26 protein-coding genes, 1 tRNA gene and 2 pseudogenes are annotated in these 26,297 nt (G+C 54.9%); 17 read left to right on the forward strand and 12 right to left on the reverse strand.

The annotated features are described in order from the left end of the window. Nucleotides 1–21: 21 nt before the first annotated feature. From FN806_RS20835 to FN806_RS07985, 4 genes are all read right to left on the reverse strand, one after another. On the reverse strand, nt 22–594 hold the full coding sequence (locus FN806_RS20835) for a bacteriocin fulvocin C-related protein (protein WP_142635834.1): 573 nt from the start codon (nt 592–594) through the stop codon (nt 22–24). Between the two features lie 249 nt (nt 595–843). Continuing rightward, a complete protein-coding gene (locus FN806_RS07975; RefSeq protein WP_142635836.1) occupies nt 844–1,905 on the reverse strand; it encodes a YeeE/YedE family protein in 1,062 nt (353 codons plus the stop codon). A gap of 41 nt (nt 1,906–1,946) precedes the next feature. Continuing rightward, nucleotides 1,947–2,255, reverse strand: a complete 309-nt coding sequence (locus FN806_RS07980) for an ArsR/SmtB family transcription factor (RefSeq protein WP_142635976.1) — start codon at nt 2,253–2,255, stop codon at nt 1,947–1,949. 100 nt (nt 2,256–2,355) lie between these two features. Then, complete coding sequence (locus tag FN806_RS07985) at nt 2,356–2,730, reverse strand: hypothetical protein (RefSeq protein ID WP_142635838.1); 375 nt, start codon at nt 2,728–2,730, stop codon at nt 2,356–2,358. Nucleotides 2,731–2,810: 80 nt separating this feature from the next. Here FN806_RS07985 and FN806_RS07990 point away from each other — a divergent pair, with 80 nt between their 5' ends. From FN806_RS07990 to FN806_RS08055, 14 genes are all read left to right on the forward strand, one after another. Further along, nucleotides 2,811–3,551, forward strand: a complete 741-nt coding sequence (locus tag FN806_RS07990; RefSeq protein ID WP_142635840.1) for a cytochrome c biogenesis CcdA family protein — start codon at nt 2,811–2,813, stop codon at nt 3,549–3,551. Between the two features lie 14 nt (nt 3,552–3,565). Continuing rightward, nucleotides 3,566–4,144: a thioredoxin family protein gene (locus tag FN806_RS07995; protein WP_142635842.1), complete on the forward strand. Its 579-nt coding sequence runs from the start codon at nt 3,566–3,568 to the stop codon at nt 4,142–4,144. Nucleotides 4,145–4,275: 131 nt separating this feature from the next. Next, a complete protein-coding gene (soxX, locus tag FN806_RS08000; RefSeq protein WP_142635844.1) occupies nt 4,276–4,752 on the forward strand; it encodes a sulfur oxidation c-type cytochrome SoxX in 477 nt (158 codons plus the stop codon). Between the two features lie 46 nt (nt 4,753–4,798). Further along, complete coding sequence (soxY, locus tag FN806_RS08005; RefSeq protein ID WP_142635846.1) at nt 4,799–5,215, forward strand: thiosulfate oxidation carrier protein SoxY; 417 nt, start codon at nt 4,799–4,801, stop codon at nt 5,213–5,215. A gap of 34 nt (nt 5,216–5,249) precedes the next feature. Next, the gene (gene soxZ / locus FN806_RS08010) at nt 5,250–5,579 is read left to right on the forward strand and encodes a thiosulfate oxidation carrier complex protein SoxZ (RefSeq protein ID WP_142635848.1); all 330 of its coding nucleotides are present in this window, start codon (nt 5,250–5,252) and stop codon (nt 5,577–5,579) included. A 70-nt stretch (nt 5,580–5,649) separates the two neighbouring features. Continuing rightward, nucleotides 5,650–6,495, forward strand: coding sequence for a sulfur oxidation c-type cytochrome SoxA (gene soxA, locus FN806_RS08015; protein ID WP_142635850.1), 846 nt, complete (start codon nt 5,650–5,652; stop codon nt 6,493–6,495). Nucleotides 6,496–6,582: 87 nt separating this feature from the next. Next, nucleotides 6,583–8,280 (forward strand): thiosulfohydrolase SoxB, encoded by a 1,698-nt coding sequence (gene soxB / locus FN806_RS08020; RefSeq protein WP_142635852.1) that lies wholly within the window; start codon nt 6,583–6,585, stop codon nt 8,278–8,280. Nucleotides 8,281–8,304: 24 nt separating this feature from the next. Then, entirely contained in the window at nt 8,305–9,567 is a 1,263-nt protein-coding gene (soxC, locus tag FN806_RS08025; protein ID WP_142635854.1) for a sulfite dehydrogenase, read from the forward strand. After that, on the forward strand, nt 9,551–10,876 hold the full coding sequence (locus tag FN806_RS08030) for a c-type cytochrome (protein ID WP_142635856.1): 1,326 nt from the start codon (nt 9,551–9,553) through the stop codon (nt 10,874–10,876). Before soxC ends, FN806_RS08030 begins: the two co-directional genes overlap by 17 nt. 2 nt (nt 10,877–10,878) lie before the next feature. Beyond that, a complete protein-coding gene (locus FN806_RS08035; protein WP_142635858.1) occupies nt 10,879–11,583 on the forward strand; it encodes a c-type cytochrome in 705 nt (234 codons plus the stop codon). A 27-nt stretch (nt 11,584–11,610) separates the two neighbouring features. After that, nucleotides 11,611–12,873: an NAD(P)/FAD-dependent oxidoreductase gene (locus FN806_RS08040; protein WP_142635860.1), complete on the forward strand. Its 1,263-nt coding sequence runs from the start codon at nt 11,611–11,613 to the stop codon at nt 12,871–12,873. Nucleotides 12,874–12,953: 80 nt separating this feature from the next. Further along, nucleotides 12,954–13,388 (forward strand): DUF302 domain-containing protein, encoded by a 435-nt coding sequence (locus FN806_RS08045; RefSeq protein ID WP_142635862.1) that lies wholly within the window; start codon nt 12,954–12,956, stop codon nt 13,386–13,388. 1 nt (nt 13,389) lies between these two features. After that, nucleotides 13,390–14,613 (forward strand): 5-aminolevulinate synthase, encoded by a 1,224-nt coding sequence (gene hemA, locus FN806_RS08050; RefSeq protein ID WP_142635864.1) that lies wholly within the window; start codon nt 13,390–13,392, stop codon nt 14,611–14,613. A gap of 52 nt (nt 14,614–14,665) precedes the next feature. Then, a complete protein-coding gene (locus FN806_RS08055) occupies nt 14,666–15,724 on the forward strand; it encodes a YeeE/YedE family protein (protein WP_246097193.1) in 1,059 nt (352 codons plus the stop codon). 1 nt (nt 15,725) lies between these two features. Here FN806_RS08055 and FN806_RS08060 read toward each other — a convergent pair whose 3' ends face one another. Together FN806_RS08060 and FN806_RS08065 are read right to left on the reverse strand one after the other, a co-directional pair. After that, a complete protein-coding gene (locus FN806_RS08060) occupies nt 15,726–16,670 on the reverse strand; it encodes an MBL fold metallo-hydrolase (protein ID WP_185956651.1) in 945 nt (314 codons plus the stop codon). Next, complete coding sequence (locus FN806_RS08065; protein ID WP_246097194.1) at nt 16,667–17,419, reverse strand: MBL fold metallo-hydrolase; 753 nt, start codon at nt 17,417–17,419, stop codon at nt 16,667–16,669. The genes FN806_RS08060 and FN806_RS08065 overlap by 4 nt, the downstream gene beginning before the upstream one ends. 293 nt (nt 17,420–17,712) lie before the next feature. Here FN806_RS08065 and FN806_RS20635 point away from each other — a divergent pair. Next, a pseudogene (locus tag FN806_RS20635) lies at nt 17,713–17,841 on the forward strand (IS5/IS1182 family transposase); the annotation flags it as partial. Between the two features lie 246 nt (nt 17,842–18,087). Here FN806_RS20635 and FN806_RS08070 read toward each other — a convergent pair. The 6 genes from FN806_RS08070 to FN806_RS08095 all read right to left on the reverse strand — a co-directional run bounded on the left by FN806_RS08070 (nt 18,088) and on the right by FN806_RS08095 (nt 24,293). Next, nucleotides 18,088–18,164 (reverse strand) — tRNA-Met (locus FN806_RS08070). Nucleotides 18,165–18,246: 82 nt separating this feature from the next. Next, entirely contained in the window at nt 18,247–19,221 is a 975-nt protein-coding gene (locus FN806_RS08075; RefSeq protein WP_142635870.1) for an alpha/beta fold hydrolase, read from the reverse strand. Between the two features lie 102 nt (nt 19,222–19,323). After that, complete coding sequence (locus tag FN806_RS08080; protein WP_142635872.1) at nt 19,324–21,744, reverse strand: GcvT family protein; 2,421 nt, start codon at nt 21,742–21,744, stop codon at nt 19,324–19,326. A 125-nt stretch (nt 21,745–21,869) separates the two neighbouring features. Then, nucleotides 21,870–22,094 carry a hypothetical protein gene (locus tag FN806_RS08085; protein ID WP_142635874.1) on the reverse strand — a complete coding sequence of 75 codons (225 nt, stop codon included), beginning with the start codon at nt 22,092–22,094 and terminating at the stop codon, nt 21,870–21,872. A gap of 47 nt (nt 22,095–22,141) precedes the next feature. Next, nucleotides 22,142–23,296, reverse strand: a complete 1,155-nt coding sequence (locus FN806_RS08090; protein WP_142635876.1) for an aromatic ring-hydroxylating oxygenase subunit alpha — start codon at nt 23,294–23,296, stop codon at nt 22,142–22,144. Between the two features lie 91 nt (nt 23,297–23,387). Further along, nucleotides 23,388–24,293 carry a LysR substrate-binding domain-containing protein gene (locus FN806_RS08095; RefSeq protein WP_142635878.1) on the reverse strand — a complete coding sequence of 302 codons (906 nt, stop codon included), beginning with the start codon at nt 24,291–24,293 and terminating at the stop codon, nt 23,388–23,390. Between the two features lie 143 nt (nt 24,294–24,436). Here FN806_RS08095 and FN806_RS08100 point away from each other — a divergent pair. After that, nucleotides 24,437–24,586: pseudogene (locus FN806_RS08100) on the forward strand (BCCT family transporter); the annotation flags it as partial. A 122-nt stretch (nt 24,587–24,708) separates the two neighbouring features. After that, nucleotides 24,709–26,250, forward strand: coding sequence for a trimethylamine methyltransferase family protein (locus FN806_RS08105; RefSeq protein WP_142635980.1), 1,542 nt, complete (start codon nt 24,709–24,711; stop codon nt 26,248–26,250). Nucleotides 26,251–26,297 lie beyond the last annotated feature (47 nt).

A 26,297-nucleotide genomic window follows, 5' to 3' on the forward strand; every position in this document is an offset into this window, starting at 1 on the left:
GGTAGAGCTTTCCTGCGTTCTTCAGCACCAGTTCCCAGTGCAAAGGCCATCGCATGTCTGAAGCCACAGGACCCCGCATCCAACGTTAGTCTTCTTGCACCCACCGGCAAGACATTCCTGCATTGCCCCACAATCATTGTGCCACCACATACAGGATCTCGAAGACGAACATGTGCAGGTAGGCGGCGCGCCTTTGGCAATTTCGATAATCGGGCTTTCGCAAGCATTGTCGCCGAGTTGCTGCGTATATTTATGAAACACCGAGTGATCTGGAAAAACCTTCTCGATCACGGGCGACAACTCCTCAAGACGAGAAGTGGCCGTATGGTTCGCTTTGTCTTCGGAGTAGCAGTCAGGATTGAGTAAATCCTGTAGCTCGGAAAGTAACCGGCACTGAGACCTGTCAGACAGTGCCGCAATGCCTTCACTAAGCCGGTCTTGCCACACTGCCGCCTGAACAGTGGCGGGAAGGCAGTCAAAAATTGACTTCTGTTCGGCGATGTTCAAAGCCGACAAGCCGATCCGAAATTTTGAGATAGATGATACGGGATTGTACATAGTAGCCCCCTTTTCTAAGGGGCCATCATAACACATTTTTCGTTTGCGCGTTTGTCACGACCTTCTGAGGGCGCAGAGAACAGGCTGAAGCAAGGGCTCGATAAGCCTTGGTATGTCCTTAGAAGCGAGATCGAGGACAAAGTCGGAAAGAGAGCGTTTTGGCTTGCTTTTGTGATGGCAGAGTCGCCAGCACCATCACAAATTAACCGGGTTTCTTTAGGTCTTGGTGCAGCGCATCAGCTGCACCGGTGCAAACCCGGATTCCCGCTGATTTGAACTGTGAACTCAACGCTCAGTTATGAAGGACAATCCAGACACGAGCTGTCTCAATCCAAGTGCTGCGCCTGCAAAGATTGCAGCGAATGTTACGGGCGCGCTGTAGGCCAGAAGTGAGAATGCAGATATGCCTTGACCGACGCTGCAACCAACCGCGATGATCGCACCTGGACCCATAATCGCAGCGCCCAGCATTTGTCGCTTGAGTTCACGTGGATCTTCGCATGCTTCCCATCGGAAATGGCCCTTTGACCACGACCCCAGAAACGCGCCAATGAGAACGCCGGAGACTGATCCGACCGCAAAGGACAAAGTGTTTCCGGACGCAGTCATAAGGTAGAATATTGTGTCACCCAGGGGTGCCGCGAAGGTATGGGTTTGCACCGGCTCACCATCGAAACCATGTGTTGCAACCCAATTCGTGCCAAGCCAGCCCGAAACGATTGCCAGTCCAACTACAGACCCCCAAAACACCTGTGCCGGAGTGCGGCGGAAGCGATGGCTTGCCAAAGCAAAAAACACCAAAGCCACACCGATAACAGAGCCAATGAGCCAAGCTGGAATAGAGGTCAACCGTTCGGCAAGAAAGCTAATGCTCTGGGGGCCATTGAGATCCATTTCCTCTGGAAATATCCATACCCGCAGATAGGCGAGGGGTCCAGACATTACGACATAAGCGGAAAGACCCATGATCAAAACAATAACGAATGATCGAAGGTCACCACCTCCCAGCCTTGCCAGCGCACCATAGCCGCAGTTACCGCAGATGGCCATTCCGTACCCGAACATGAGGCCGCCCACGATCGAACCGAGGGGGTTCCAGGTCTGCGCAAGATACCTTGTTCCGACAGGGTCAAGTCCCCCCAACGCCATAGCGGTGTGGCTGCCGACAATCGCAACACCGATTGCCATTGCCCACATGCGCAGCCGCCGGTCATCATCTGCGTAAAGGTAGTCTTCGATTGCACCCAACGTGCAAAAACGGCCGATGCGTGCGGCCAATCCCAATACGATGCCACCAATCAAACCGATCAGAGCAACGGTATTTGTGTCTCCCAATGCTTCAAGCATTGCCAGTCTCCTCCCAAAGCTGGCGGCTTTCTGACCGGCTTCTACTTCTCCCTGCAGAAAAGGTCGTAAACGACTTCCAGGATTTGGGTCGAACGATCATCAGCCAATCTGTAGTAGATCGTTTTCCCCTCGCGTCGTGTCTTCACCAAGCCCTCGAAGCGCAAGCGGGAGAGTTGTTGAGATACCGCGGCTTGACGCGCTGAGAGCATTTCCTCCATCTGCGTGACCGATTTTTCCCCTGACGACAGATAACACAAAATCATCAGGCGCCCCTCATGGCTGATTGCCTTGAGGAAATTTGACGCGGTCTGAGCATTCTCCATCATTCTGTCCATGTCTTCGGCGCACATGTCCTTGGAGAACACAGGCAGGTTCGAAGATTTGTCCAACAAGATCGCCTCGCTTTCATGGCTTCACGCATTCAAAACAGTTTATGTAATATACCGCAGTTTATCCAGAGGTCTCAATTAGTATCCCAGCGTCACGCAGTAAAACGCCCAACACACCCCAGAAAAAGTCTTCACCGGGATAGCCTTCGATTCGTCCGACCTCTCGGCCATTGTCCAACAGAACAAAGGTTGGTGTGTAGTAGAGAGGCCGTTCCAATGCGATGTCGTCAGGCATGGCTGCGTGGATATCGACACGCCGAAGCGGTGCGGCATTTCCTTCAGGTGTCTTAGGGTAGATTTCTGAAATTTCGGAGTCCCAGCGGGCGCACCACATGCACCCATCTTCTTCTGCCATCAGAAGTGTCATTTCTGCCCGTAAAGCCATGGGAAAAACAAGCAACGTGATCGCAAGCAAACGTAGGATTAGGTGGCGCATCCAAAGCTCCGATTGACCGCAGTGACATATCTTTATAATTTTGAATGTGTGAATGATAGCGCGCCAGGACAGGTTTGACCATGCTCGACATTACATTTGCAGGAGCTTTGGTCGCCGGACTTTTGTCCTTTCTGTCGCCCTGCATCCTGCCAATTGTGCCGTTTTACCTCAGTTATCTGGCGGGTGTCGGGATGGAGCAGATTACAGCGACATCCGCCATTTCCAGCGAGGTTCGCCGCCGGGCAACGCTTGCTGCAATCGCATTTGCGGCTGGAATTATAACCATCTTTATGGCTCTCGGGGCCACGGCTTCGATATTTGGTCAGCTGGTACGAGAATACTTCGATATTCTGCGTTGGATTGCTGCAGCCATCATCATAGCGATGGGCCTGCATTTCCTGGGGTTAATTCGCATCGGGTTCCTGTATCGGCAGTTACGTGCAGATATTGGCGAGACATCAAACGTGAGCCTCACTGGGGCATATGTACTTGGATTGGCATTTGCTTTTGGCTGGACGCCCTGTGTTGGGCCGGTGCTCGCTGCAATCCTGTTTACAGCGGCCGGAACCGAAACGGCTTGGCGGGGCGCGGGGCTTCTGTTCGTTTACGGGGTTGGAATGACTGCACCGTTTGTTCTGGCGGCCTTTTTGGTTCGCCCCTTCATGCAATGGATGGTGCGGTTCAGGAAGCACTTGCCGCAGATCGAAATGGCAATGGGGGGGCTGTTGATCCTGTTCGGGGTCCTGATCGCAACCAACTCGATCAATCACATCGCACAATGGATGCTGGACTATATGCCCTGGCTTGCGGCCATAGGTTAATCCGGGAGGAAGACATGAAACGCACTTTGTCAGTTTTGATCGCATGCATGATAGGGGCTGCAGTCTCTGCTGCTGATCTGGGCGACGATGGATTGCATAAAACACCGTGGATGCGTGACACGTTCAAAGATCTTCGCGAGGATCTTGAAGAAGCGTCAGGTGAAGGTAAGCGGTTGGTTTTGTTCATTGAACAACGGGGCTGCATCTACTGTAAAAAGATGCACGAAGAGGTTTTCCCACAGCCCGACATGGCGGCGTTTATCGAAGAGAACTTTTTTGTCGTCCAGCTGGATTTGCATGGAAGCACCACGGCCACTGATTTTGACGGAGAAGAGAATGAGCAGAGAGCGCTGATGCGCAAATGGGGGATTCTGTTTACCCCAACGCTTGTTTTTCTGCCGGAAGAGGTGCCCGAGGCTGCCTCAGCCATCGATGCTGCCGTTGCTGTAATGCCGGGAGCATTCTCCAAGGGAACAACCTTAGACCTTTTCACCTGGGTCGATCAGAAGCGATATGAACTTGATAATGGCGAAGATTTCCAAAGGTATCACGCGCGGCGCATTCAGGAGCGAAACAATATTTCGCAGGAGTGAGATTGGGCGTTACAGATAAAAAAATTCATTATGATGAATTTGATGTTGCGATAAACCATGTTCGTCGACTACGGTGCACAAAGTCTTTGGGTCGCAAAGCGCCACAGGCGCGGTAGCAAATGGGAGGGATCATGAAGCTGAGACTCTTAACACTGGCATCCGCTATGATGGGCGTTGCCGCATTTGCCGAAGAGACAAGTCCGAAAGACGTACCCTATGACGACTATGGTGCAATCGAGGTCTCTCTGACCGATGTTAATGGGGACGCGGCAAATGGCGCACTCATCGTTGGCGACAAGTCCAAAGGTAATTGCGTGGCCTGCCACGCGGTCTCAGCTTTGGCGGACATTCCGTTCCATGGTGAGGTTGGCCCGATGCTGGATGGCGCCGGTGATCGTTGGACCGAAGCAGAGCTTCGCGGTTTAGTCGCAAACGCGAAAATGACGTTCGAAGGCACGGTAATGCCGGCGTTCTACAAGGATGACGGATATATCCGTCCAGGCGATGCCTATACGGGCAAAGCGCCAACGGCGCCTTTAACGACGATCCTGACTGCACAGGAAATCGAGGACGTGGTCGCGTTTCTAGCGACACTGAAAGAGGAATAATCTCGCCTTCTGGCGTGACTTTTCGAAGATTCAAAGGAGATTGAAAATGGAACTCTCTCGCCGCGAGACTCTGGCCCTTGGGCTGGGCGCCGCGTTCCTGACAATTATGCCGCTACGAGCGAATGCAGCTGCTGAAGATGCGATCTCCGCATTTTCAGGCGGGGCAGATGTGGCTGATGGCGGTGTTACACTGACGGCACCGGAAATCGCGGAAAACGGAAACACCGTACCAATCGAAGTCAGTGCTCCGGGCGCAGCTGCAATTCTGATCGTGGCCGCAGGCAACCCCGAACCGGGCGTGGCAACGTTCAATTTCGGCCCGCTGGCTGCTGAACAAGCCGCTTCAACCCGCATCCGTCTTGCCGGAACGCAGGATGTCATTGCCGTGGCGAAGATGGCAGATGGCAGTTTTGCCAAAGCGTCCGCGACCGTAAAAGTGACAATCGGAGGGTGCGGCGGTTAATCGCCACGCGCCCTGAAGAACAGGAGATTAACCAATGGCATCCGGTGTAAAACCCCGCGTCAAGGTTCCAAAGACAGCCGCTGCTGGCGAAGCTGTTACGATCAAGACACTGATCAGCCACAAGATGGAAAGCGGCCAGCGCAAGGATAAAGAAGGCAACGTCATCCCGCGTTCGATCATCAACCGTTTCACCTGCGAGTTTAACGGAGAAATGGTGATTGATGTGACTATGGAGCCTGCGATTTCGACAAATCCGTACTTCCAGTTCGAAGCAACCGTGCCCGAGGCCGGTGAGTTTGTCTTCACCTGGTACGATGATGATGGCTCAGTTTACGACGAGAAGAAAACGATCGAGATCGCCTGACGGCTCGACCACTAAGGAAGGCTAGCGCTGGTTGTGATTTCTGGCGCTGGCCCACCAAGGGAGGAACGTAATGAATACCAAGGCACTTACGGCGATCGCGGCTGTTCTGGCTTTCCCAGTGGCAGCAATGGCTGGACCGGACGAAGATAATCTTGTGATCAATGACGAGCTGAATATGACCTCGGTCACCGAGGCCTCGGCGCATCTGGAGAATTTGGACACGATCTATTCGGGTTGGCATTTCCGCACAGATGAAACTCAGGCACTGCAGATTGATGATTTTGACAATCCGGCAATGATCTTCGTCGATCAGGCAGCCGACCTCTATGAGGCAGTTGATGGTGCTGCAGGTGAAAGTTGTGCCTCGTGCCATGATGGAGTGGAAAGCTTCAAAGGACTGCAGGCGTCCATGCCCAAGGTCGATGCTGAAAGCGGCGAGCTGGTGGTTATGGAAGATCTGATCAACAAGTGCCGTACCGATCGCATGGAGGCCGATGCCTGGAAATGGTCTGGTGGTGACATGCAGGGTATGGTCGCATTGATCGGTCTGCAGTCACGCGGGATGCCCATGAACGTTGCTATTGATGGTGATGCCGCGCCATTCTGGGAACAGGGAAAGGAAATCTATTATACCCGCTACGGTCAGTTGGAACTGAGCTGTGCCAACTGTCATGAAGAAAACTGGGGCAATATGATCCGAGCGGATCACCTGAGCCAGGGTATGATAAATGGATTCCCTACCTATCGTTTGAAGCAGGCCAAACTGATCTCGCGCCACAATCGGTTCCGCGGTTGTATTCGCGATACACGTGCGGAAACCTTTGCCGAAGGGTCGGACGAGTTCCGGGCACTGGAGCTCTATGTCGCCTCGCGTGGCAACGGGCTTTCAGTCGAAACCCCAGCTGTACGTCAATAACGAATGACCCGCTTGGGCAATGCCCGGAGCGGGTTTTTCACTTATATAACATTCACACATTTATATGTGTAATAGGAAAGCTGATAGATGATTTCTCGACGTGACTTCTTGCAGGTTTCAATGGCGGCCTCGGCTCTGTTCGGAGCGTCCGGGTTTGGCAACTGGGCCAAGCTTGCTGCGCAGCAAAGTCTAACGCAGGATCAACTGCTAGAGTTCGAGACCTTTGGCAATATCAGCCTGATTCATGTCACCGACATTCACGCGCAACTCAAACCAATTTATTTCCGTGAACCCGAAGTCAATCTTGGTATTGGCGATGCAAGAGGACAGATGCCGCATGTTACTGGCGCCGCGTTCCGCAAGGCATACGGGATAGAAGATGGAAGCCGGTCGGCCTATGCGCTGACCTACACCGATTTTGAGTCACTGGCCAAGACCTACGGTCGGGTGGGTGGCTTGGATCGGGTCTCAACTGTCATTAACGCCATTCGAGCGGACCGTCCTGATGCGTTGCTTCTTGACGGGGGTGATACTTGGCACGGTTCTTACACCTGCTATCAGACGGCCGGTCAGGACATGGTCAACGTCATGAATGCGCTGAAACCCGATGCGATGACTTTCCATTGGGAGTTCACGTTGGGCAGTGATCGTGTCAATGAGATTGTCGAAGGTTTGCCTTTTGCCGCCTTGGGGCAGAACATTTTTGACGCGGAATGGGATGAGCCCGCAGAGATGTTCAAACCCTACAAGTTCTTTGATCGGGGCGGTTCCAAGATTGCGGTGATCGGACAGGCCTTCCCTTACATGCCGATTGCAAATCCGGGATGGATGTTCCCCGAATACTCGTTTGGGATCCGGGATGAGAACATGCAGGCAATGGTGGACGAAGTTCGCGATGCCGGCGCCGATGTCGTTGTCGTCCTAAGCCATAACGGCTTTGATGTGGATAAGAAGATGGCGGGTCGTGTTCAGGGGATAGACGTTATCCTCAGTGGCCACACCCATGACGCGCTGCCCGAGCCGGTTCTGGTGGGTAAAACGCATATCATCGCATCTGGATCGAACGGCAAATTCGTCAGCCGTGTGGATCTCGACGTGCGCGATGGGCAGATGATGGGGCTAAAGCACAAGCTTATCCCGATTTTCTCTGATGTTATTGCACCAGATCCTGCGATCACTGCTCTGATAAATGATCAGCGCGCGCCTTATGAGGCGGCGCTGAGTGAGGTGATCGGCAAAACGGACTCGTTGCTGTACCGCCGCGGCAACTTCAACGGCACTTGGGATGACCTGATCTGCGATGCTCTGATCAATGAGCGTGAGGCAGATATCGCAATGTCGCCCGGCGTCCGTTGGGGGCCGTCAATCCTGCCGGGGCAGGAAATAACGCGCGAGGATATTTGGAACGTCACCTCGATGTCCTATCCGAACGCCTATCGCACAGAAATGACCGGGGAGTTCATCCATGTCATCCTGGAAGATGTCGGCGACAATCTGTTCAATCCCGACCCCTATTACCAGCAGGGTGGCGACATGGTCCGCGTTGGCGGGTTGGGTTATCGGATCGACGTAACCAAGCCGCAGGGGCAGAGGATCAGCGACATGACGCTGTTGAAAACCGGTGAGGCGATCGACCCGGCCAAGTCCTATGTCGTGGCCGGTTGGGCCAGCGTCAACGAAGGCACCGAGGGCCCGCCGATTTGGGATGTCGTCGAAAACCATGTTCGCAACCTTGGCACCGTAACGGTGCAAGAGAACACCAGTGTCGAAGTAATCGGCGCTTAAGAAACCGATGGAGACCTAAGAGATATGGATGACGCGTTCAAACCGTCCCGCCGGGCCTTCCTGAAAGGCAGTGCCGCGGTCGCCGCAGGATCCGTTGCAGGTGCGGCAGCGGCAGAAACACCCGACCCACTGATAACAGAGCTGCAGGATTGGGCATCTTATACGGGGGCAGGTGTTGATGAGACGCCTTATGGCATGCCGATCAGCTTTGAATCCCATGTCGTGCGCCGCAATGTGGAATGGCTGACCGCCTCTCCGATTTCGTCGATCAACTTCACGCCGATCCACGCGCTCGATGGCACGATCACTCCGCAGGGATGCGCCTTTGAGCGTCACCATTCAGGCGCGATCGAGCTGCGCAAGGAGGACTACCGCCTGATGATCAACGGGCTGGTTGATCGCCCGCTTGTCTTTACATACGAAGACATTGAGCGGTTCCCGCGCGAAAACCACGTGTATTTCTGCGAATGTGCGGCGAACACAGGTATGGAGTGGGCTGGTGCGCAACTCAACGGCGTCCAATTTACTCATGGCATGATTCACAACATGGAATACACCGGTGTTCCGCTGCGCGCGCTGTTGCAGGAAGCAGGTGCCGACATCTCACCTGACAAATGGGTCTATGTTGAGGGCGCAGATGCGTCGTCCAATGGCCGCTCTATCCCGATGGAAAAAGCGCTGGATGACGTGTTGGTTGCATTCAAGGCGAATGGCGAAGCGCTGCGCATGGAGCATGGGTACCCTGTGCGTCTCGTGGTGCCGGGTTGGGAAGGCAACATGTGGGTCAAGTGGCTGCGCCGGATCGAGGTTGTCGATATGGCGGTCGAAAGCCGCGAAGAAACATCAAAATACACCGATGTTTACGTCGATGGCACGGCCCAGAAATGGACTTGGGTGATGGATGCTAAGTCTGTCATCACCTCACCCAGCCCGCAAATGCCGATCAAACACGGACCGGGTCCGCTGGTCATTTCCGGGCTTGCCTGGTCAGGCCACGGACAAATTACACGGGTCGATGTGTCAAAGGACGGTGGGATCACATGGGAGACAGCGCGTCTTGGTAAGCAGGGCGACACCAAGGCTCTTACACGTTTCTATCTCGATACGAACTGGGACGGGGTGCCAATGCTCTTGCAGGCCCGGGCAATAGACGAGACCGGTTATGTGCAACCAACCAAAGACCAGTTGCGTGAAAAACGCGGAGAAAACTCGGTCTACCACAACAACTGTATCCAGACTTGGTACGTGAGCGCAGAAGGGATCGCCGAGAATGTTGAAGTCTCTTAGTCATGTTTTCCTGCCCGTATTTGGCGGTACGGCGTTGGTGCTTGCGGTAGCTGTGTCTTTCGCGAACCGGAACTACGGCCACTCGAAGATAGAGACATTGGAAACCCGGATAGGGCAGGTTGAGGCGCATGCAGCAGTTGCCCAGGAGAATGCGGAAGCAGAATCCAAACGAGCAGCCGAACTGGAGATCAAAGTCGAAGAAATCCAGGCAGCGGCGGCAGAACGGGTCGCCAATGGTGCGAACTTGACCGCATCCGCGCCCATCCGCGAGAGTAGCCTTGGGCTTGGGCGGTCGGCACTGAAGGAAGAGATCGCGGCCTGGGACGTTGACGTCTTGCCTGATGGGCGTGGCCTACCCGTAGGTTCAGGCGACGTCTGGACCGGAGAAGAGGTGTTTGTGGCCCGCTGTGCGTCGTGCCACGGTGAATTTGCCGAAGGTGCCGATAACTGGCCTGTTCTGGCCGGTGGGTTTGACACGCTTGCAGACGAAGATCCTGTAAAAACCGTTGGGTCATATTGGCCACATTTGTCGACTGCCTGGGATTACATTTCCCGCTCAATGCCCTTTGGTGAAGCGGGCACGCTGACAGCGGATGAGACCTACGCAATTGTCGCATACATCCTCTACTCCAATGATTTGGTGGATGACGATTTCGAGCTGAACAACGAAAACTTCGCCGAGTTTAAAATGTACAATATGGACGGTTTCGTTGTCGATGTACGACCCGAGACCGAATACACTGAATGGCGCAAAGAGCCTTGCATGGAGAACTGCAAGGCAGAGGCCGCCGTCACGATGCGTTCTGTTTTTCTGGTTGAGACTCCCGCGGAGGGTGGTTCGAACTCGGTCATGAATAATGCCAGCCCGGATGAGTTGCCGACGTTTTCGGCAGAAGGCCCCTCGTTCATTCCAACTGCAGCGCCAAAGCCTGATGAAGAGGCCGCAGCCATACCGGCCGCTCAAGAAACCAAAGTGACAGACGAGGTTACAGAACTGGCTGCTGCCGGAGAGAAAGTCTTTAAGAAGTGTAAATCCTGCCATCAAATTGGTGAAGGTGCAAAGCACAGCACTGGGCCTGCTCTGAACGGGGTAATCGGAGCTAATGCTGGATCGGTCGAGGGCTTCAAATACTCCAAAGCGATGCAGGCGTCTGCGGAGGCAGGGCTAGTCTGGACCGATGAAGAAATGGCTGCCTTTCTTGCGAAGCCCAAGGAATACATGAAAGGCACAAGGATGTCTTTTGCAGGTCTCAGAAAACAGGACGATATCAAAGCTTTGATCATCTATCTAAAGACGTTTGGAAGTTGACGATGCGTTGGTCGAACGCGCTTGTCTGTGCCGCGTTCTTTGGGGCTACTGCTTCATCGACCTACGCTGCAGAAGACCTTGGCGATGCTGAGGCAGGGAAAGCCGTGTTTGCCAAATGCAAAGGCTGTCATCAGGTTGGAAAGGGGGCCGAAAACAAAATCGGTCCGCATCTGAATGGGATTTTTGGGCGCAGGGCAGCTGGTCTGGATGGCTTTAGCTATTCCAAAAGCCTTGCGCGCGCGGGTAGCTCGGGTCTGGAGTGGCACGCTGACACACTGTCTGCGTACATCGAAAACCCACGTGCATTCGCGTCAGGCACCAGGATGAGTTTTGGTGGCCTGAAAGACCCGGAAGACCGCGCCAACGTGATCGCCTATTTGCGGGATTTTTCCGACAATCCTCAGGACATCCCAGAAGCGGACCCGACGGCGAAGGGCACGGATCATTCTATCGACCCCGCGATCTTGGCGATTCAAGGAGATCCGGAGTACGGCGCATATCTCAGCAGCGAATGTACAACGTGCCATCAGATCGACGGAGGCGATGAGGGCATTCCCTCGATCGTGTATTGGCCTGACGAAGACTTCGTGGTCGCCATGCACGCATATAAAGATAAACAGCGGCCACACCCGGTCATGCGAATGATTGCCGGACGGCTGAGCAATGACGAGATCGCGGCATTGGCTGCCTACTTCAATAATCCATAGTGACTGTGTCCAAGAGGAGGAAACGCGATGACGCTAAATAGACGAGTATTTCTTGGAGCCGCCGGGGTGGTAGCAGCCGGGTTATCGGCACCGATGGTGTTGGCGCAAGGCAAACCACGCGTGGTAATTGTCGGCGGCGGTGCGGGCGGTGCAACTGCTGCGCGCTACATCGCAAAAGGCAGTAGGGGTGAGATCGACTTAACGTTGATCGAGCCGTCGCGGACCTATTACACCTGTTTCTTCTCAAACCTGTATCTGGGAGGGTTTCAGGAGCTTTCGGACATTGCCCACAGCTATGGCACGCTTGCCGCGAACTACGGCATCAACGTGGTGCATGATTGGGCCACAGGGGTGGATCGCGATGCCAAGACGGTGTCCTTGGCAGGTGGCGGGTCCGTTCCATATGACAAGCTGATCCTGAGCCCGGGTATCGACTTTGTTGATGGTGCGGTCGAGGGCTGGGACGTCTCGGCGCAAAATAAAATGCCGCATGCGTACAAGGCTGGATCTCAGACCGAGCTTCTCAAGGCGCAGATCATGGCAATGCCCGAAGGCGGTACATTTGCAATGGTCGCGCCACCGAATCCGTACCGTTGCCCACCCGGACCGTATGAGCGGGTTTCAATGGTTGCGCATGTTCTGAAGGCGAACAACCCGACTGCAAAGATCATCGTTGCCGACCCGAAACCGAAGTTTTCCAAGATGTCATTGTTCCAAGAGGGTTGGGCCAACCACTACGAAGGAATGGTTGACTGGATCGGCGAAGATTTCGGCGGCGGCAATGTCGCCGTAAACCCGGATGCAATGACCGTTACTATCGACGGCGAAGAAACCAAGGTCGATGTCTGCAACGTGATCCCAGCGATGAAAGCCGGACGCATTGCGGAAATGGCAGGGGTGACCGATGGCAACTGGGCACCCGTGAACGCCGCGGATATGTCCTCCAAAGCCGACCTAGATATCTACGTTCTTGGTGACGCCAGCCAACAGGGTGACATGCCCAAATCCGGCTTCTCGGCCAACAGTCAGGCGAAAGTCTGTGCGAATGCCGTGCGAGGTGCGTTGACCGGGTCCAAAGTTTTTCCGGCCAAGTTCTCCAACACGTGCTGGTCGCTCATCGACACCGATGATGGTGTCAAGGTTGGCGCAACTTACGAAGCGACTCCCGAAAAGATTGCCAAAGTGGACGGCTTTATCAGCCAGACCGGCGAAGATGCGGACTTGAGAAAAGCAACTTATGAAGAGTCGCTGGGTTGGTACGCTGGTATCACTTCAGACATGTTCGGTTAAGGTATTCAGGGGCTTTGACTGGTGTCAAAGACCCTGATGAGCAATCTGAGAAGATGCGGCTCAAGAGGAGGATTAAAATCATGAAACACTTTATCGCTGTAGCCGCGTTTTCCACTGTTCTGGTGAGCCATGCGTTTGCGGAAGAGATCATCACCGCCCCATTTGACGGCAGTTTTGATGATGCAACCTTCGCCGTCGAGTCCGCGATTGTCGGACAGGGACTGGTCATCGACCATGTAAGCCACGTAGGCGACATGTTGAATCGCACGGGCGCTGATGTCGGCAGTGACAAGCAGATATTTGCGGCCGCAGACATCTTCATTTTCTGCTCGGCAAAAATCTCGCGCGAGGTGATGGAAGCCGACCCTATGAATATCGGCTTCTGCCCCTACGGGATTTTTGTAGCCGAGGACGACAGTGGCGTGATGGTGGGATATCGAGGCTACCCTGACGGGCCAATGCAAAAGGTTCAGACCCTGTTATCCGAGATCGTCGAAGAGGCCGTAGGGAATTGAAATGAACTATCAGCAGTTTTTTCGTGATCAACTGGACCAGCTTCAAGAGGAAGGGAACTATAGGGTCTTTGCGGATCTCGGAAGGCAGTGCGGTGCATTCCCGACCGCGCGCAATTACGCAGAAGACGGTCCCGAAAAAGTCACTGTCTGGTGCTCAAATGATTATCTTGGCATGGGTCAACACCCCTGCATTCTTGCAGCAATGCACCAAGCGATTGATGAGTGTGGTGCCGGGGCGGGTGGTACGCGGAATATCTCTGGAACCACTCATGAGCACGTTTTGCTGGAACAGGAACTTGCCGACTTGCACTGCAAAGAGGCGGCATTGCTATTTACGTCCGGCTACGTTTCAAACTGGGCGGCTCTCGGAACTTTGGCCTCCCGCATTCCTGGTATCATTGTACTGTCAGACGAGTTGAACCATGCCTCGATGATTGAGGGAATTCGCCACAGCCGTTGTCAAAAGCGGATCTGGAAGCACAATGATATTGCAGACCTTGAAAGGCAGCTTGCTGACATTCCAGCCAACGTACCAAAGCTCATTGCGTTCGAAAGCGTCTATTCCATGGATGGTGATATAGCGCCAGTTGCCGAGATCTGTGATCTGGCGGATCGCTATGGCGCGATGACCTATTTGGATGAGGTTCACGCCGTAGGGCTTTATGGACCGCGCGGCGGTGGCATCGCCGAACGTGAAGGCCTGATGGATCGCCTGACCGTTATCGAGGGGACATTAGGCAAAGCCTTCGGTGTCGTCGGTGGATACATCGCGGCGTCGAAAGAGCTTGTGGACTTCGTCCGGTCCTTTGCCAGCGGGTTTATCTTTACCACTGCATTGCCTCCGGCCGTAGCCGCAGGTGCGGCAGCCTCGGTTCGGCACCTGAAGCAAAGCAATACGGAACGATATCTGCACCAGCAGCGAGTGCGCGAAGTTCGAGACAGGCTGGACGAACTGAGTATTCCCCATACTCCGAACCCAAGTCACATCATTCCGGTCATGGTCGGCGATCCGGTTAAGTGTCGCTTCATCTCTGATGTACTGATGCGTGACTATGGAATTTACATCCAGCCGATCAACTATCCAACCGTTCCCAAGGGAACGGAGCGTCTACGGATTACACCGTCGCCGGTGCATTCTACTGAAGACGTGGATCGACTGGTATCTGCATTGGGTGAGTTGTGGACGCAATGCCAGTTGGCGCGCAGGCCAATGGCCGCGCAATGACAACTTGACCGAAGACAAGGATGCACACGTTACGAAGTGAGAGTTTCTGTTGATGGAGAGACTCATCGATCTGTTGGGAGATTCTGGTGCCTTGGCATTTGCCGGAGTGCTCGTCGGTATCTTGTTCGGCGTGACGGCTCAGAAGTCTCACTTTTGTTTAAGAGCGTCGGCAGTCGAAGTCGCCGAAGGCGAGTTAGGTCCCCGCTTGGCGGTTTGGCTGATCGCCTTCACCACTGCGCTAGCCTTGGTGCAGGTGCTCATCGCGTTTGAGTGGCTAGACCTTTCCGAGACACGTGCAATCGCGTCGACAGGTAGCCTGAGCGGCGCGGTAATTGGTGGAGCGATGTTCGGCGCAGGCATGGTTCTGGCGCGTGGATGTGCATCTCGCCTTTTGGTATTAGCCTCCTGCGGTAATCTGCGCGCCCTGGTTACGGGATTGGTTTTGACCTTAGTGGCTCAAGCCGCCTATACCGGTGTTCTTAGTCCCGCCCGCGAGTTGCTGTCTGGTATCTGGGCTGTCCCAGGAGGCGCGCCGCGTGATCTTTCAGAAATACTTGGGCTCTCGCCAACGGTTTATACAGCAGTTGCAGCGTTGGGACTGGTGTCGGCCATTGTCTTTGCGTCCCACCGGAAAGTCGCGCCTATAAGGATCATAGCGGCCGCAGGAGTTGGCCTGGCTGTGGCGCTCGGCTGGTTGATAACATTTGCCATCGCGCAAGCATCTTTTGAAGTCGTGCCTGTGTCTTCAGTCACGTTTACCGGACCGGCCACGGACACACTAATGGCGTTGGTTGCAAGTCGAAACGTTGTGTTGTCCTTCGGTATCGGCCTTGTCCCAGGCGTAGTAATTGGCGCGGCAGGCTCAGCCTTGACTGCAGGGGAGTGGAGGATCGAACGATTTGGCTCGGATACTCCGATGGAACGCTACCTCGTAGGGGCTGTTCTCATGGGGTTTGGGGCGATGCTGGCGGGAGGTTGCGCGGTGGGTGCCGGGCTTTCAGGAGGGTCCGCCCTGTCATTGACCGCATGGGTTGCCGTATTTTTCATGTGGGTTGGGGCGATCAGCACGCATAGACTATTGATGCTAATCCCTGTTCCGCAACATTCCTGAGCTACTCGAACTCCATCTGTTCGAAAACGCGCCCTGCATTTTTCGTGGCCAGTTCTTCAAACGTGTCCAGGTTGGCGTAAGGTGACTGATCGACGTAGTAAGCCTCAGCCAGATCACCTCCTGCATCCATATGCTCTTGAATCTTGCCGCGCAGATATATCAGGTAGTCGCGTGTATAGCGGCGCACCTGATCCATGTTCGTAGGATGGCCGTGTCCCGGTATCACATAAGTAGCATCTAAAGCCTCGAATTCGGTGTCCCAAGTTTCAAGCCAATCCGCTGTATAGGTGTCTTGAAAGATTGGCAGCATGCGTTCGTGAAACGCCATGTCTCCCGCAATGACAAGGCTTTGGTTCGGCAACCAGATCGAGATATCGCCGGGACTATGGGCGGGGCCGAGGTACTTTGCCTCAATCCGGAATTCACCCATCTCAACCACGTATTCATCATCGAATGTCTCGGTTGGGCCGGCCAGGAATGTTCCGTCTGCCTTGTCCTGATTGTATCGCTGCATTCCCTGCAGAATTTGCGGGCCATATTCCTCGAATTCAGCCGCTGCTTCTGAATGTGCGATGATCGGAATGCCGAGTTCTGACCAGTAAGCGTTGCCGAGCATCGCGTGCCCCTGGCCATTCTCGTTGAAGACAAGTTTGACCGGCTGATCCGTGATGGCCTGAATTTCCTTGTGAAGCGCTTCGGCAAGGACATAGGCTGCACCGCCGTTTATGACGACCACACCTTCACCGGTTACAATGAAACTGAGATTGTTGTTGTGACCAGAGTTTTCATAGGTCGGTGGGGCGGTTGCGCCAATGGCGGAATAGACGCCAGGGAAATACTCGACCGGTTTGGAATACAGCACGCTTTGCGGATATTGGTCTGCAATTTCCTCGCTTGCCCAAGCTGGTGCGGCCAAGGCCAAGGCAATCGCAAGCGTTCGTATCATGTTGGTTCTCCAATGAACTTATACGCAGAGCCAGTTTTTTCGACCCGGCCGATTCCACCATTCGGCAGGTGGAAGCCAATTATCTTCATTTGCTCGCGAGAAATCTGATCTAGCAGCAAACTACGAGTTGCTGCAGCTGTCTGTGGATCCTGATCCGTACCACTGTGCCAATCAGGCCGTTCAAAAGCCACGTGTGGATTTCCCAACGCGTCGCCGACAATCATCACGGATTCACTGCCGCTGCGGATTTCAAACGCCATGTGGCCGGGTGTGTGCCCAAAGCTTGCACGGGCGGCAATGTCTGGAAGGATCTCTTGTCCGTCGTCAAAGAACGCCACCTGATCCTCAATTTCTGCCATCCGGCGCTTCGCGCCTACAGCGAACGCAGCGCGATCTTCTCCTATCGAATCCACCGTTGAAGGGTTCCACCAATAATCCCACTCTTTACGGCCAAAGTGATGCGTCGCGTTGGGGAAAAGCAGGTCGTCGAAGTCATCCAAAATGCCCCAGATGTGATCCGGGTGCGCATGGGTGAAAACCACGTGTGAAACGTCTTCGGGCGACAGGCCGATTGTTTCAACAGTTTCCAAAAGTTTGCCAGACGTGGGCATGAAATCCGGCCCAGCTCCGACATCGAATAGCACCGTGTTTTTACCATCACGATAGAGCGCCACGTTGCACTCTGGCTCGTACTTGGTCGCGTCCACTCGATTGCGATTCAGAAGCTGCTCGAGTTCTTCTTTCGGCATGGACCCAAAGACCATTTCCGGTGGCAATGACAGGTACCCGTCTGATACGGTTGAAATCCGAGCTGAAGAGCCGAGTTGCAACTCGGCCCTTACGATCCTGGATTGAGTACCAAGCATCCCAAGGCAAGCGGCGCTGTACAAGAAAGTGCGGCGAGAAAATGTATTTCCATCCATACACAATCAATAAAATGAATGTTATTATTTGTAAATGGAGAAAGAAAGGCTGTGTGTGCAAGGCTGCTTTCGTCCTGATACTAAGAAGTCTACTCAACTTCTTCGGTACCGGCGGGTAAGTCAGCGATTACACCGGTGCCTGGGCTCTGCTCAAAAGCATACCGAATGTGGGCTGGCTACTTGGTGATCGCGGCTATGATTCTGATTGGTTCCGAGACGCGTTAAAAGGCATGGGGATGCGCGCCTGTAAATGTTTGCATTCCGGAAATCAGCGGAGCGACGGAGGAGGAGCCCCTGAGAGCCTGCATCTCAACTCATGGAGCGAAATAGGACTGGCTGTGGTGTGTGGCGGCTTCCCGCTTTTTCGTGACGATTCCCAGTTCTTTTCGACCACAAAATTCGTCTGCTGTTACCTAAAATGCCACCCAAACCATCTTTGCGGTACGTGAGAGCAACGCTGAGTTCACGTTTCTAACTGATATGTTATGGGAATTTGGTAGCGGAGGAGGGACTTGAACCCCCGACACGCGGATTATGATTCCGCTGCTCTAACCAACTGAGCTACTCCGCCATGAGTGAATGGCGATTTAAGGGAGGGGTTGGGGAGGGTCAAGAGGGAAATGGCGCCTTTGTTGGGAATATTTTAGCTGGGACTAATCCGAATTCGGCACAACCGTCGCCCTGGGTTCTGTATTTTGTACCACGCCGCGAATGAAGTTGTTGCAGATGTCCGGGACTGTCAGGGGGATCATATGGCCCAGCCCTTCGATCTGTTCAAAACTCAGACCAAACGCCTGCATTGATTCACCGTGTTGCGTGGCTGACAAGAGCGCATCCTGTGCTCCAAACAATATGGAGCCAGGCACTTTCAGGTCGCCATAACGGGCGACTTGCGCCGGCATGCTCTGTTCAATCCCGATCACATCCTGTGAGGCGCTGATAAACGCGGATGGACGCATCCCCAAAGCGCCGCCGGCGCGGTCCAGAAAGTCTTGGGGCGCGGGTTCTGGCGCAAAAGCCGCGCTAAGGGTGTGCGGTGCGGTTTTTGCGGCCAGCGGGACGGCAATCGTGTTGCCGATCAGACTGCGCAGCCATTCTGTCCGGATTTCAAGCGGTTTGAACACGGCGGGCGGCCCGGGCATCGCCTGAGTAAGCGGAGCTAGCAGGGCCAGCGCTTTGATCTTGTCCGGGTAATCCAGCGCCATCGCCAGAGAAACCGCGCCACCCAGCGAATGGCCGACCAGAATTGGGTTGCTAACCCCCTTTGCCTCTAGAAATTCATGTATCATGCGGCCCTGTTCGGGCAACCGCCCAAGCTCTGCCGTCTCACGAGTTGAGTATCCGCAACCGGGGCGATCCACGGCAATGACGTGAAAATCCTCGGCCAGTTTATCCATCAAGGCGTAGGTGAAATGTTGCAACTGCCCGGCCAGCCCATGAATGAGCACAACCGTCTGATTGGAAGGGTCGCCCTTTTCCACATAGTGGATATTGCCGCCGCGCACGGGAATGATAACCCCCGGTTGTGGGACACGCATCCGGCCGTCACGGGTCAGCTTGCGTGTCCAAAGATTCATCGCAACAAGAAACAGCGCAATGAACAGCGCAATAGTCAGGAAGATTGTCATCAGCCTATCCTCTGGATGGAGCAGATCAGATTACTGACCGGATAGCGCCACAACCCGAAGGCAATGTCCACAGCTCGCTTAAAGGATCTAATGCGGACTGGGTTAGCCGCGCAAGATCGTCCCAGTTGGATCAAAGGGCGGTTCTTTCAGGATCGTTGCCCTATGCGGGCGCCCTAATACCATGACCTCGACCCTATCGCCGGCCTCGGCACCCGAAACATAGCCCAAGGCCAGCGACATACCCACGGAATAGCCATAAGCGCCCGATGTCACCCGACCGATTCCGCGCCCGTCCATGAAAATGGGTTCGCCTCCGGTCGCGTCAGCGTTCGAAGCTGCGGTGTCGGCTTCGTCCAGATGCAGCAGGACAAGCTGCTCTCTGGCCGGAGAGGTCATGGCAGAATTGGCGGCATCTTTGTTTAGGAACGATTTGTCGAATTTGCACAACCGGTCCAAACCGACCTCGTGTGGCCAGTATTCGGGGCTGTATTCGCGCCCCCAAGACCCATAGCCCTTTTCGATCCTCAGCGACATCAGTGCGCGGCTGCCAACTGGGCCTGCGCCGAACTCTTTTCCGGTCTCGATCAGCGCCTCATACAGGCGGAGCTGATCTTTCGCGGCGCAATGCACCTCCCAGCCCAGATCGCCGGTGAAGGAGACACGCAGCGCCAGGACCGCAATTCCGGCGATTTCGATCTGTTGCGAGCGCATGAAGGGGAAATCCTCGGGGCTGAGCGAGGTATTCGTAAGCCGTTGCAGGATTTCCCGCGATTTCGGGCCAGCCACGTTAAAGCCGCAAGTCTCTTCGGTGCGGCTTTCGAAACGGGTGCCATCGGGCAGAGGAACCTGTTTGAAGAACCGTTTGTGATAGCGCTCGGCCATGCCCGAGCCGATGATCCAGAATTCGTCGTCGGCCACGCGGGTCACGGTGAAATCGCCGGCAATACCTCCCCGTTTTGAGATCAGCGGGGTCAGGCAGGATCGACCAACCGATCTCGGCATGGAATTTGCGAATACGGCATTAAGCCAACCCTCGGCTCCCGGACCTTTGCAAACATATTTGGCAAAGTTTGAGATGTCGATGATCCCGGCCCGATCGCGCAGCATCCGGCATTCCGCGCCCACCGGTTCCCACCAGTTCTGGCGTATGAATCCGTTGGTGTCCGTGGCGCCGGGCGCCTCTGCGAACCACAGCGGGTGTTCCCATCCGACATTCAGGCCAAAGACGGCACCCATGTCCTTTTGCCTGTCATAAATCGGGCGGGTCCGGGCAGGGCGTCCTGCGCTGCGTTCTTCATTTGGGAAGTGGATGGCAAAGCGGTGTGCGTACTGATCCTGCACGCGGGCCTTGGTGAAATCTTTGGTAGCCCATGTGTCGAACCGCGCCACGTCCCAGGCGAACATGTCGTATTGGGTTTCGCCTTCGATGATCCACTGCGCCGCCATCAGGCCCATGCCACCCGATTGCGAGAATCCCGGGATGATGCCGTTGCAGCAGAAATAGCCGTCGACCTCGGGCACTGGTCCCATCAGAACGTTGGCATCCGGTGACCAGATCATCGGTCCGTTGATGACCCGTTTGATCCCGGCGTCGCCCACGGCAGGTACGCGTTCGATGGCGTTCATCATATTCTCTTCGATCCGCTCCAGATCGTCGGGAAACAGATCATGGGCAAAATCCAGGGGTGTGCCGTCCTCGGCCCAGAATTTCATATCCTTTTCATAAGCCCCCACCAAAAGGCCCTGACCTTCCTGCCGCAAATAGTACTCGCCATCGCGGTCACTGACCGAGGGCAGGCGGGTATCATGCGCCGCGACGTCAGCCATGGTTTCGGTGACGAAATACTGATGCTCGGTCGGTTGCAGGGGTAGCTCGATCCCGGCCAACATGGCAACTTCGCGGCCCCAAAGACCGGCGGCATTCACAACCCACGGCGTTTGGATGTCCCCCTTAGGGGTGCGTACGATCCAGGTGCCGTCTTCTTGCTGATCTGTCGCAGTGACCGGCGTAAAGCGGTGGATTTCGGCCCCACGCTGGCGCGCGCCGACAGCGTAGGCGTTGGTGACCCCCGAGGGATCAACATTACCGCCATCAGGTTCGTACATGACACATCGGATGCCATCGTAATTGACCAGCGGGTTCAGACGCTGCGCCTCTTCGATGCTGATCTCATAGAAATTCATCCCGTACAGCTTGGCCTTGGCGGCCTGCAGCCTCAGCTGGTGCTCGCGCTCTTCGGTTTGGGCCAGATATAACGAGCCGGGCTGGAACACGCCGCAGCTTTGGCCGGTTTCAGCCTCAAGCTCTTTGTACAGCTTCATCGTATAGTGTTGGATGCGGCTGATATTGGTGCTGTCATGCAGTCCGTGGATGTTCGCCGCCGCGTGCCAGGTCGAGCCGGATGTCAGTTCATCCCGTTCCAACAGCACCACGTCTGACCACCCCGATTTGGTCAGGTGATACAGGATCGAGCACCCAATCACACCACCGCCGATTACCACTGCCTGTGCATTTGTCTTCATGAGTCTGTCATCCAAAATTTTGGTCTTGTCGTCATGTGTTACCAGTACTGAACCCAAGACAACGGGTTTAAATTTCACGTGGGATTGAACAGATATAAACCAAGGTTAGTCTCCGATGCCCACCACTATGCACGTCCATACTCGACCAGTCTGTGGTTCAATTCATCTGTTTCAGAGGCCCCGGCTTCCAGGGCGAATATAAAGGCGTGGGTCAGGTAAAAACAGGCCGCGTCGATATCTTGCACCGCTTCGCATTCATCTGCTGCAATAGTGTAATAGCGGACCAACGCGGCAGGATCATCATGATCATGCGCCTCAAGTAGCAAGCGATCCAGTTCTGTTCTGTCCATCGGGTCTCCGTCGCGTCTGGCCAGTCGTGCGTGGCCAGACAGCTGGTTCAGTCGGCGCGACCGCTTTCAATCTGTGTCGCAACCCAGTGATGGAAATTATGGGTCGGACCATCCATCACCGGAGAGAATCGACCGCCGTCGAACAACATTCCGTGCCGACCCTTTTGCATCCCTTCAACAACGAACACATCCTCTTCAAACACAGTTTTCCATTGCTGGGCGTTTGCCGCCCTCAGGCCATCATGTTCAGGTGTGTCTTCGATGCTTTTGGCATAATAAAGCTCGATATGTTCAACGGTATTTTCGTGATCAACCGGTTCCAGGACAATGGCAAAGGCATGGTCACGCTGCACACCCAAAAGAACATTCGGATACACGGCCACATACTCTGCACCCTCATTCCATCGATCGCTGAGCCCGTCGAAATCGGCGAATGTGGTGCCGTCATGGTCAGTGAGTTGTCGATAGACAAGCGTGCCTTGACCGGAATAGTGCCCGCGCACTTCGATGTTATAGTGATCCTCAAGTCGCGAATAGCTGTTCAGGCCGGGATGCACCCAGGGCAGGTGATAGCTTTCGCAATAGTTCTCAACCGCCAGCTTCCAGTTGGTCTTGACCTCCAACTTGAACGAAGAGGCCTCACCGCCGTGATGTACTGGTTGATCAAACTCTTTCCAGCGTTCCAATAGGGCGGCGTGCGCCTCTTCGAATTCGGGTGCATTGCCGTCCACATTCACAAAGACCACGTCCCGCCAGACATAAGAGCGAATACGGATCAGGCCCAGAGATTTGCGATCCACGTCCTCATGGGTGTTGTGACCGGCGCCGCCAACATGTGGCGTCGCACGCAGCTCTCCCTTCAGGCTGTAGCACCAGCTGTGATAGGGGCAACGGATCGCGCCACTTATCTTGCGAGGGGTATCGACAAGGATCATCCCGCGGTGACGGCAGGTATTTTGAAATACGCCAACCTCACCATCCCGATCCCGCACGATTAGTAAAGGCATGCCTAGGAAATCGACCGGCATGGCATCGCCTTCCTCGGGCACGTCTTTGCCAAAGCCGATCCCGGACCAGTTGGCGTACAAAACCGATCTACGCTCTTCGGCGAAAAGTGCCGGGTCGATATAGTGTTCGTTTGGCAGGCCGTTTGCGACATTCACATCGACCAGAACGGAAGACAGCGCAGTATGCTTGTTCATCGGGCTCTCCTGCAGGTGTTGTTTGGTCTCTATTGGCGGATACGCTGGCATCCACTCAATATCAGAAAACCTCATCACAGGGTGATTTCACCTAAACCGAACCGTCCTGAACCTCTTGAATGATCCAATCTTTCAGCGCCCGGGCACTTTCGGACAAGTCTTCATCCGAGCGGCCAACCAGATAAAACTTGTTTGGAGCGATCTGGAGGTGGGGCCCGATTGCCACCAGCTTTCCCGATTGCAGCATGGGTTGGATCAAGCGTTGCCATCCAAGAACCAGACCGGCCCCCTTACGCGCCCGCTGGAGGGCTACCGAATAGCTGTTCACACGAGAATCGATCGGAATGGTTCCCGTGTACCCGAGTTGTTGAAACCATTCGGGCCAAGTGGTCCAGCTGCGGTCTTCAGAGTCCAGATGTATCAGTCGTTCAGCGGCGAGATCTTCAAGGCTTGCACCGGCCAACCGATCCGCCACCTCTGGGCAGGCGACGGGGACCAGACAATCCCGAAACAAAGGAGTGTGCGAAAGGTCACCGTTGCCGTCCCGGCCGTAGCGAATAAAGAAATCGATATCCGGCCGATCCCGAAATGGTCGATCCTGTGAAAGCTGGTCAACATTTACTTCAGGCATTTCGCGCCAGAACCGGATTACCGATGGCGACAACCAAAGAGCAGCCACTGCAGTGGTTGATCCTACGGTTACCTTTTCGACGGTGGCACGGTCGCGGATTGTTGCCAGTGTTTTTGAGATGCGGGTAAACGAAGAAGCCAGCGCGTCATACAGCGCTTTGCCGTCTTCCGTCAGTTCGACCCCTCGGTGTTTGCGCTGGAACAAGGCGGTGCCAAGATCACCTTCCAACGCTTTGATCTGATGACTGACCGCGCCCGGCGTTACCGACAGTTCTTCAGCCGCATTCTTAAAGCTTAGATGGCGCGCAGCGGCTTCGAAGGCCGACAGCGTGGTGAGTGGCGGCAGATTATAGTGGCGTCTGGACATGACAGGTGTAGCCGTTGGTGGTCTTCAGGTTAATTCTTCTCACTCAAATATTGGACTTTTTAAGATTGTGCGCCAGAAGAAATTTTCCAAAACGATGATGTTGAGTGCCGTGTTTCCGATACGTGCGGTAAAGATCAGGCAATGTTTCTGTGACGACCGGGTTTGGTGTCAGCCAGTTCATTGACGGTTCTTATGCCATCACCGACATGGAGTGGATCATGGATATGGGCGGAGATGATCCCGCGCTAAGCATGGCAGAACTGATAGCAGGTCTGGTCGTCATCATGGGTCTGTAGATCATTTCGGCGGTTTCGGGTGCGGGTCGCTTCCTGCAAACATGTATCGCAATTAGTGAGGCTTGCTTTGACCAAATACCGCAATCTTTTGGGGAGGATTGGAGGATCGCCCTGTGAATATGCGTACCATGACCCGAACCGGTGGCCGTGCGGCCCGGCGCGCGCTGCGCTCTGCTCCGAATTTCGAGATGTTGCCCGGCCTGACCCGAGGCATCCCCCTTTGCGAGGTGATGGACGGCAGCCAGATCGACAGGATCGACAGCGCCTCAATGGATATTCTCGAGAATGTCGGTGTTCAGTTTCGCGATGCAATCGCACTGGAGGATTGGAAAAAAGCTGGCGCAAAGGTCGAGGGCGAACTGGTCTATCTGGACCGGGGCCTGGTCCGAGAGCTGATCGCCACCATTCCCAGCACCTTCACTTATCATGCTCGCGATCCGAACAAGAACGTGCGACTGGGCGGACGGCACTCGATCTTTGTGCCGATGACCGGCGCGCCCTTTCTGCGCGATCTCGATGACGTGAGGCGCAATCCGACGCTCGATGATCTGGCAATGTTCCACAAACTAAGCCACATGCTGCCGGCGATGCATTCCTCGGCGCATCACATTGTCGAACCTTACGACCACCCGATCAGTCAGCGACATCTGCGGATTACCTATTCGTCGATGAAACATTCGGACAAGACGTTCATGGGTATGACCACCTCGCCCAGAAACGCCGAAGACGTCATTGAGATGTGTGCGATCCTGTTCGGGGAAGATTTCATTGAAGATCATCCGGTCACCACGGGCAACTGCAACGGAAACTCTCCGCTGGTCTGGGACGAAACGATGCTGGGCGCGATGCGGGCCTTTTCTCGCCGCAATCAGCCTGTCTTGTGCTCGCCCTTTGTGCTGGGCGGGGCCAATACGCCCGCATCGGTTCCCGCCACAGTGGCGCAGTTGAACGCCGAAGCACTGAGCGCGCTGGCCTATACCCAAGTCATTCGCAAAGGTGCTCCGGCGATTTACGGGCACTACCTGTCGACGGTGTCGATGAAATCAGGTGCCCCGATGGCCGGCACGCCCGAGATCAGCCTGATGAACTTTATGATCGGGCAGATGGCCCGGTTCTACGACGTTCCATGGCGCACTTCGAATACGCTGGGTGGGGCCAAGACATTTGATGCGCAGGCCGGCTACGAATCCGCCACGACGCTGCAGGCGGTTCTTCATTCCGGTGCGAACTATATTTGGCATTCGGCTGGCTGGAATGAGGCTGGGATGCATTGTTCCACCGCCAAGTTCATTGTCGATGCTGAACAATGTGCGATGGCTTATCGCATGGCAGAAGGCCCGCAATGGGATGATTTCGACCAAGCTCTTGCCGCCATTCCAGAGGTCGGTCCAGGCGGGCACTATCTGGGTCATCCGCACACGCAGGACAATTTTCAAACGGCGTTTTTCATGCCCGAGATGTTCGACAATAACTCGATTGAGCAATGGGTGGCAGAAGGCGGGGTTGAGATCACTGAGCGCGCGTTGAAGCACGCGCGCAAGCTGCTGGCCGAATACCAGGAACCGACACTGGACGTGGCCAAAAACGAGGCCCTGCTGGACTATATTGCCCGGCGAGAACGGGAAATTCCCGCCGCTGACGAGCTGAACCAAACCTATTAAAGATTTCGCCTTGGACCTATCCCGACTGCATTGTCGGGTGGGTTTCC

It is taken from the genome of Ruegeria faecimaris, from assembly GCF_900182615.1.
In the GTDB taxonomy this organism is placed as follows: Bacteria; Pseudomonadota; Alphaproteobacteria; order Rhodobacterales; family Rhodobacteraceae; genus Ruegeria; species Ruegeria faecimaris.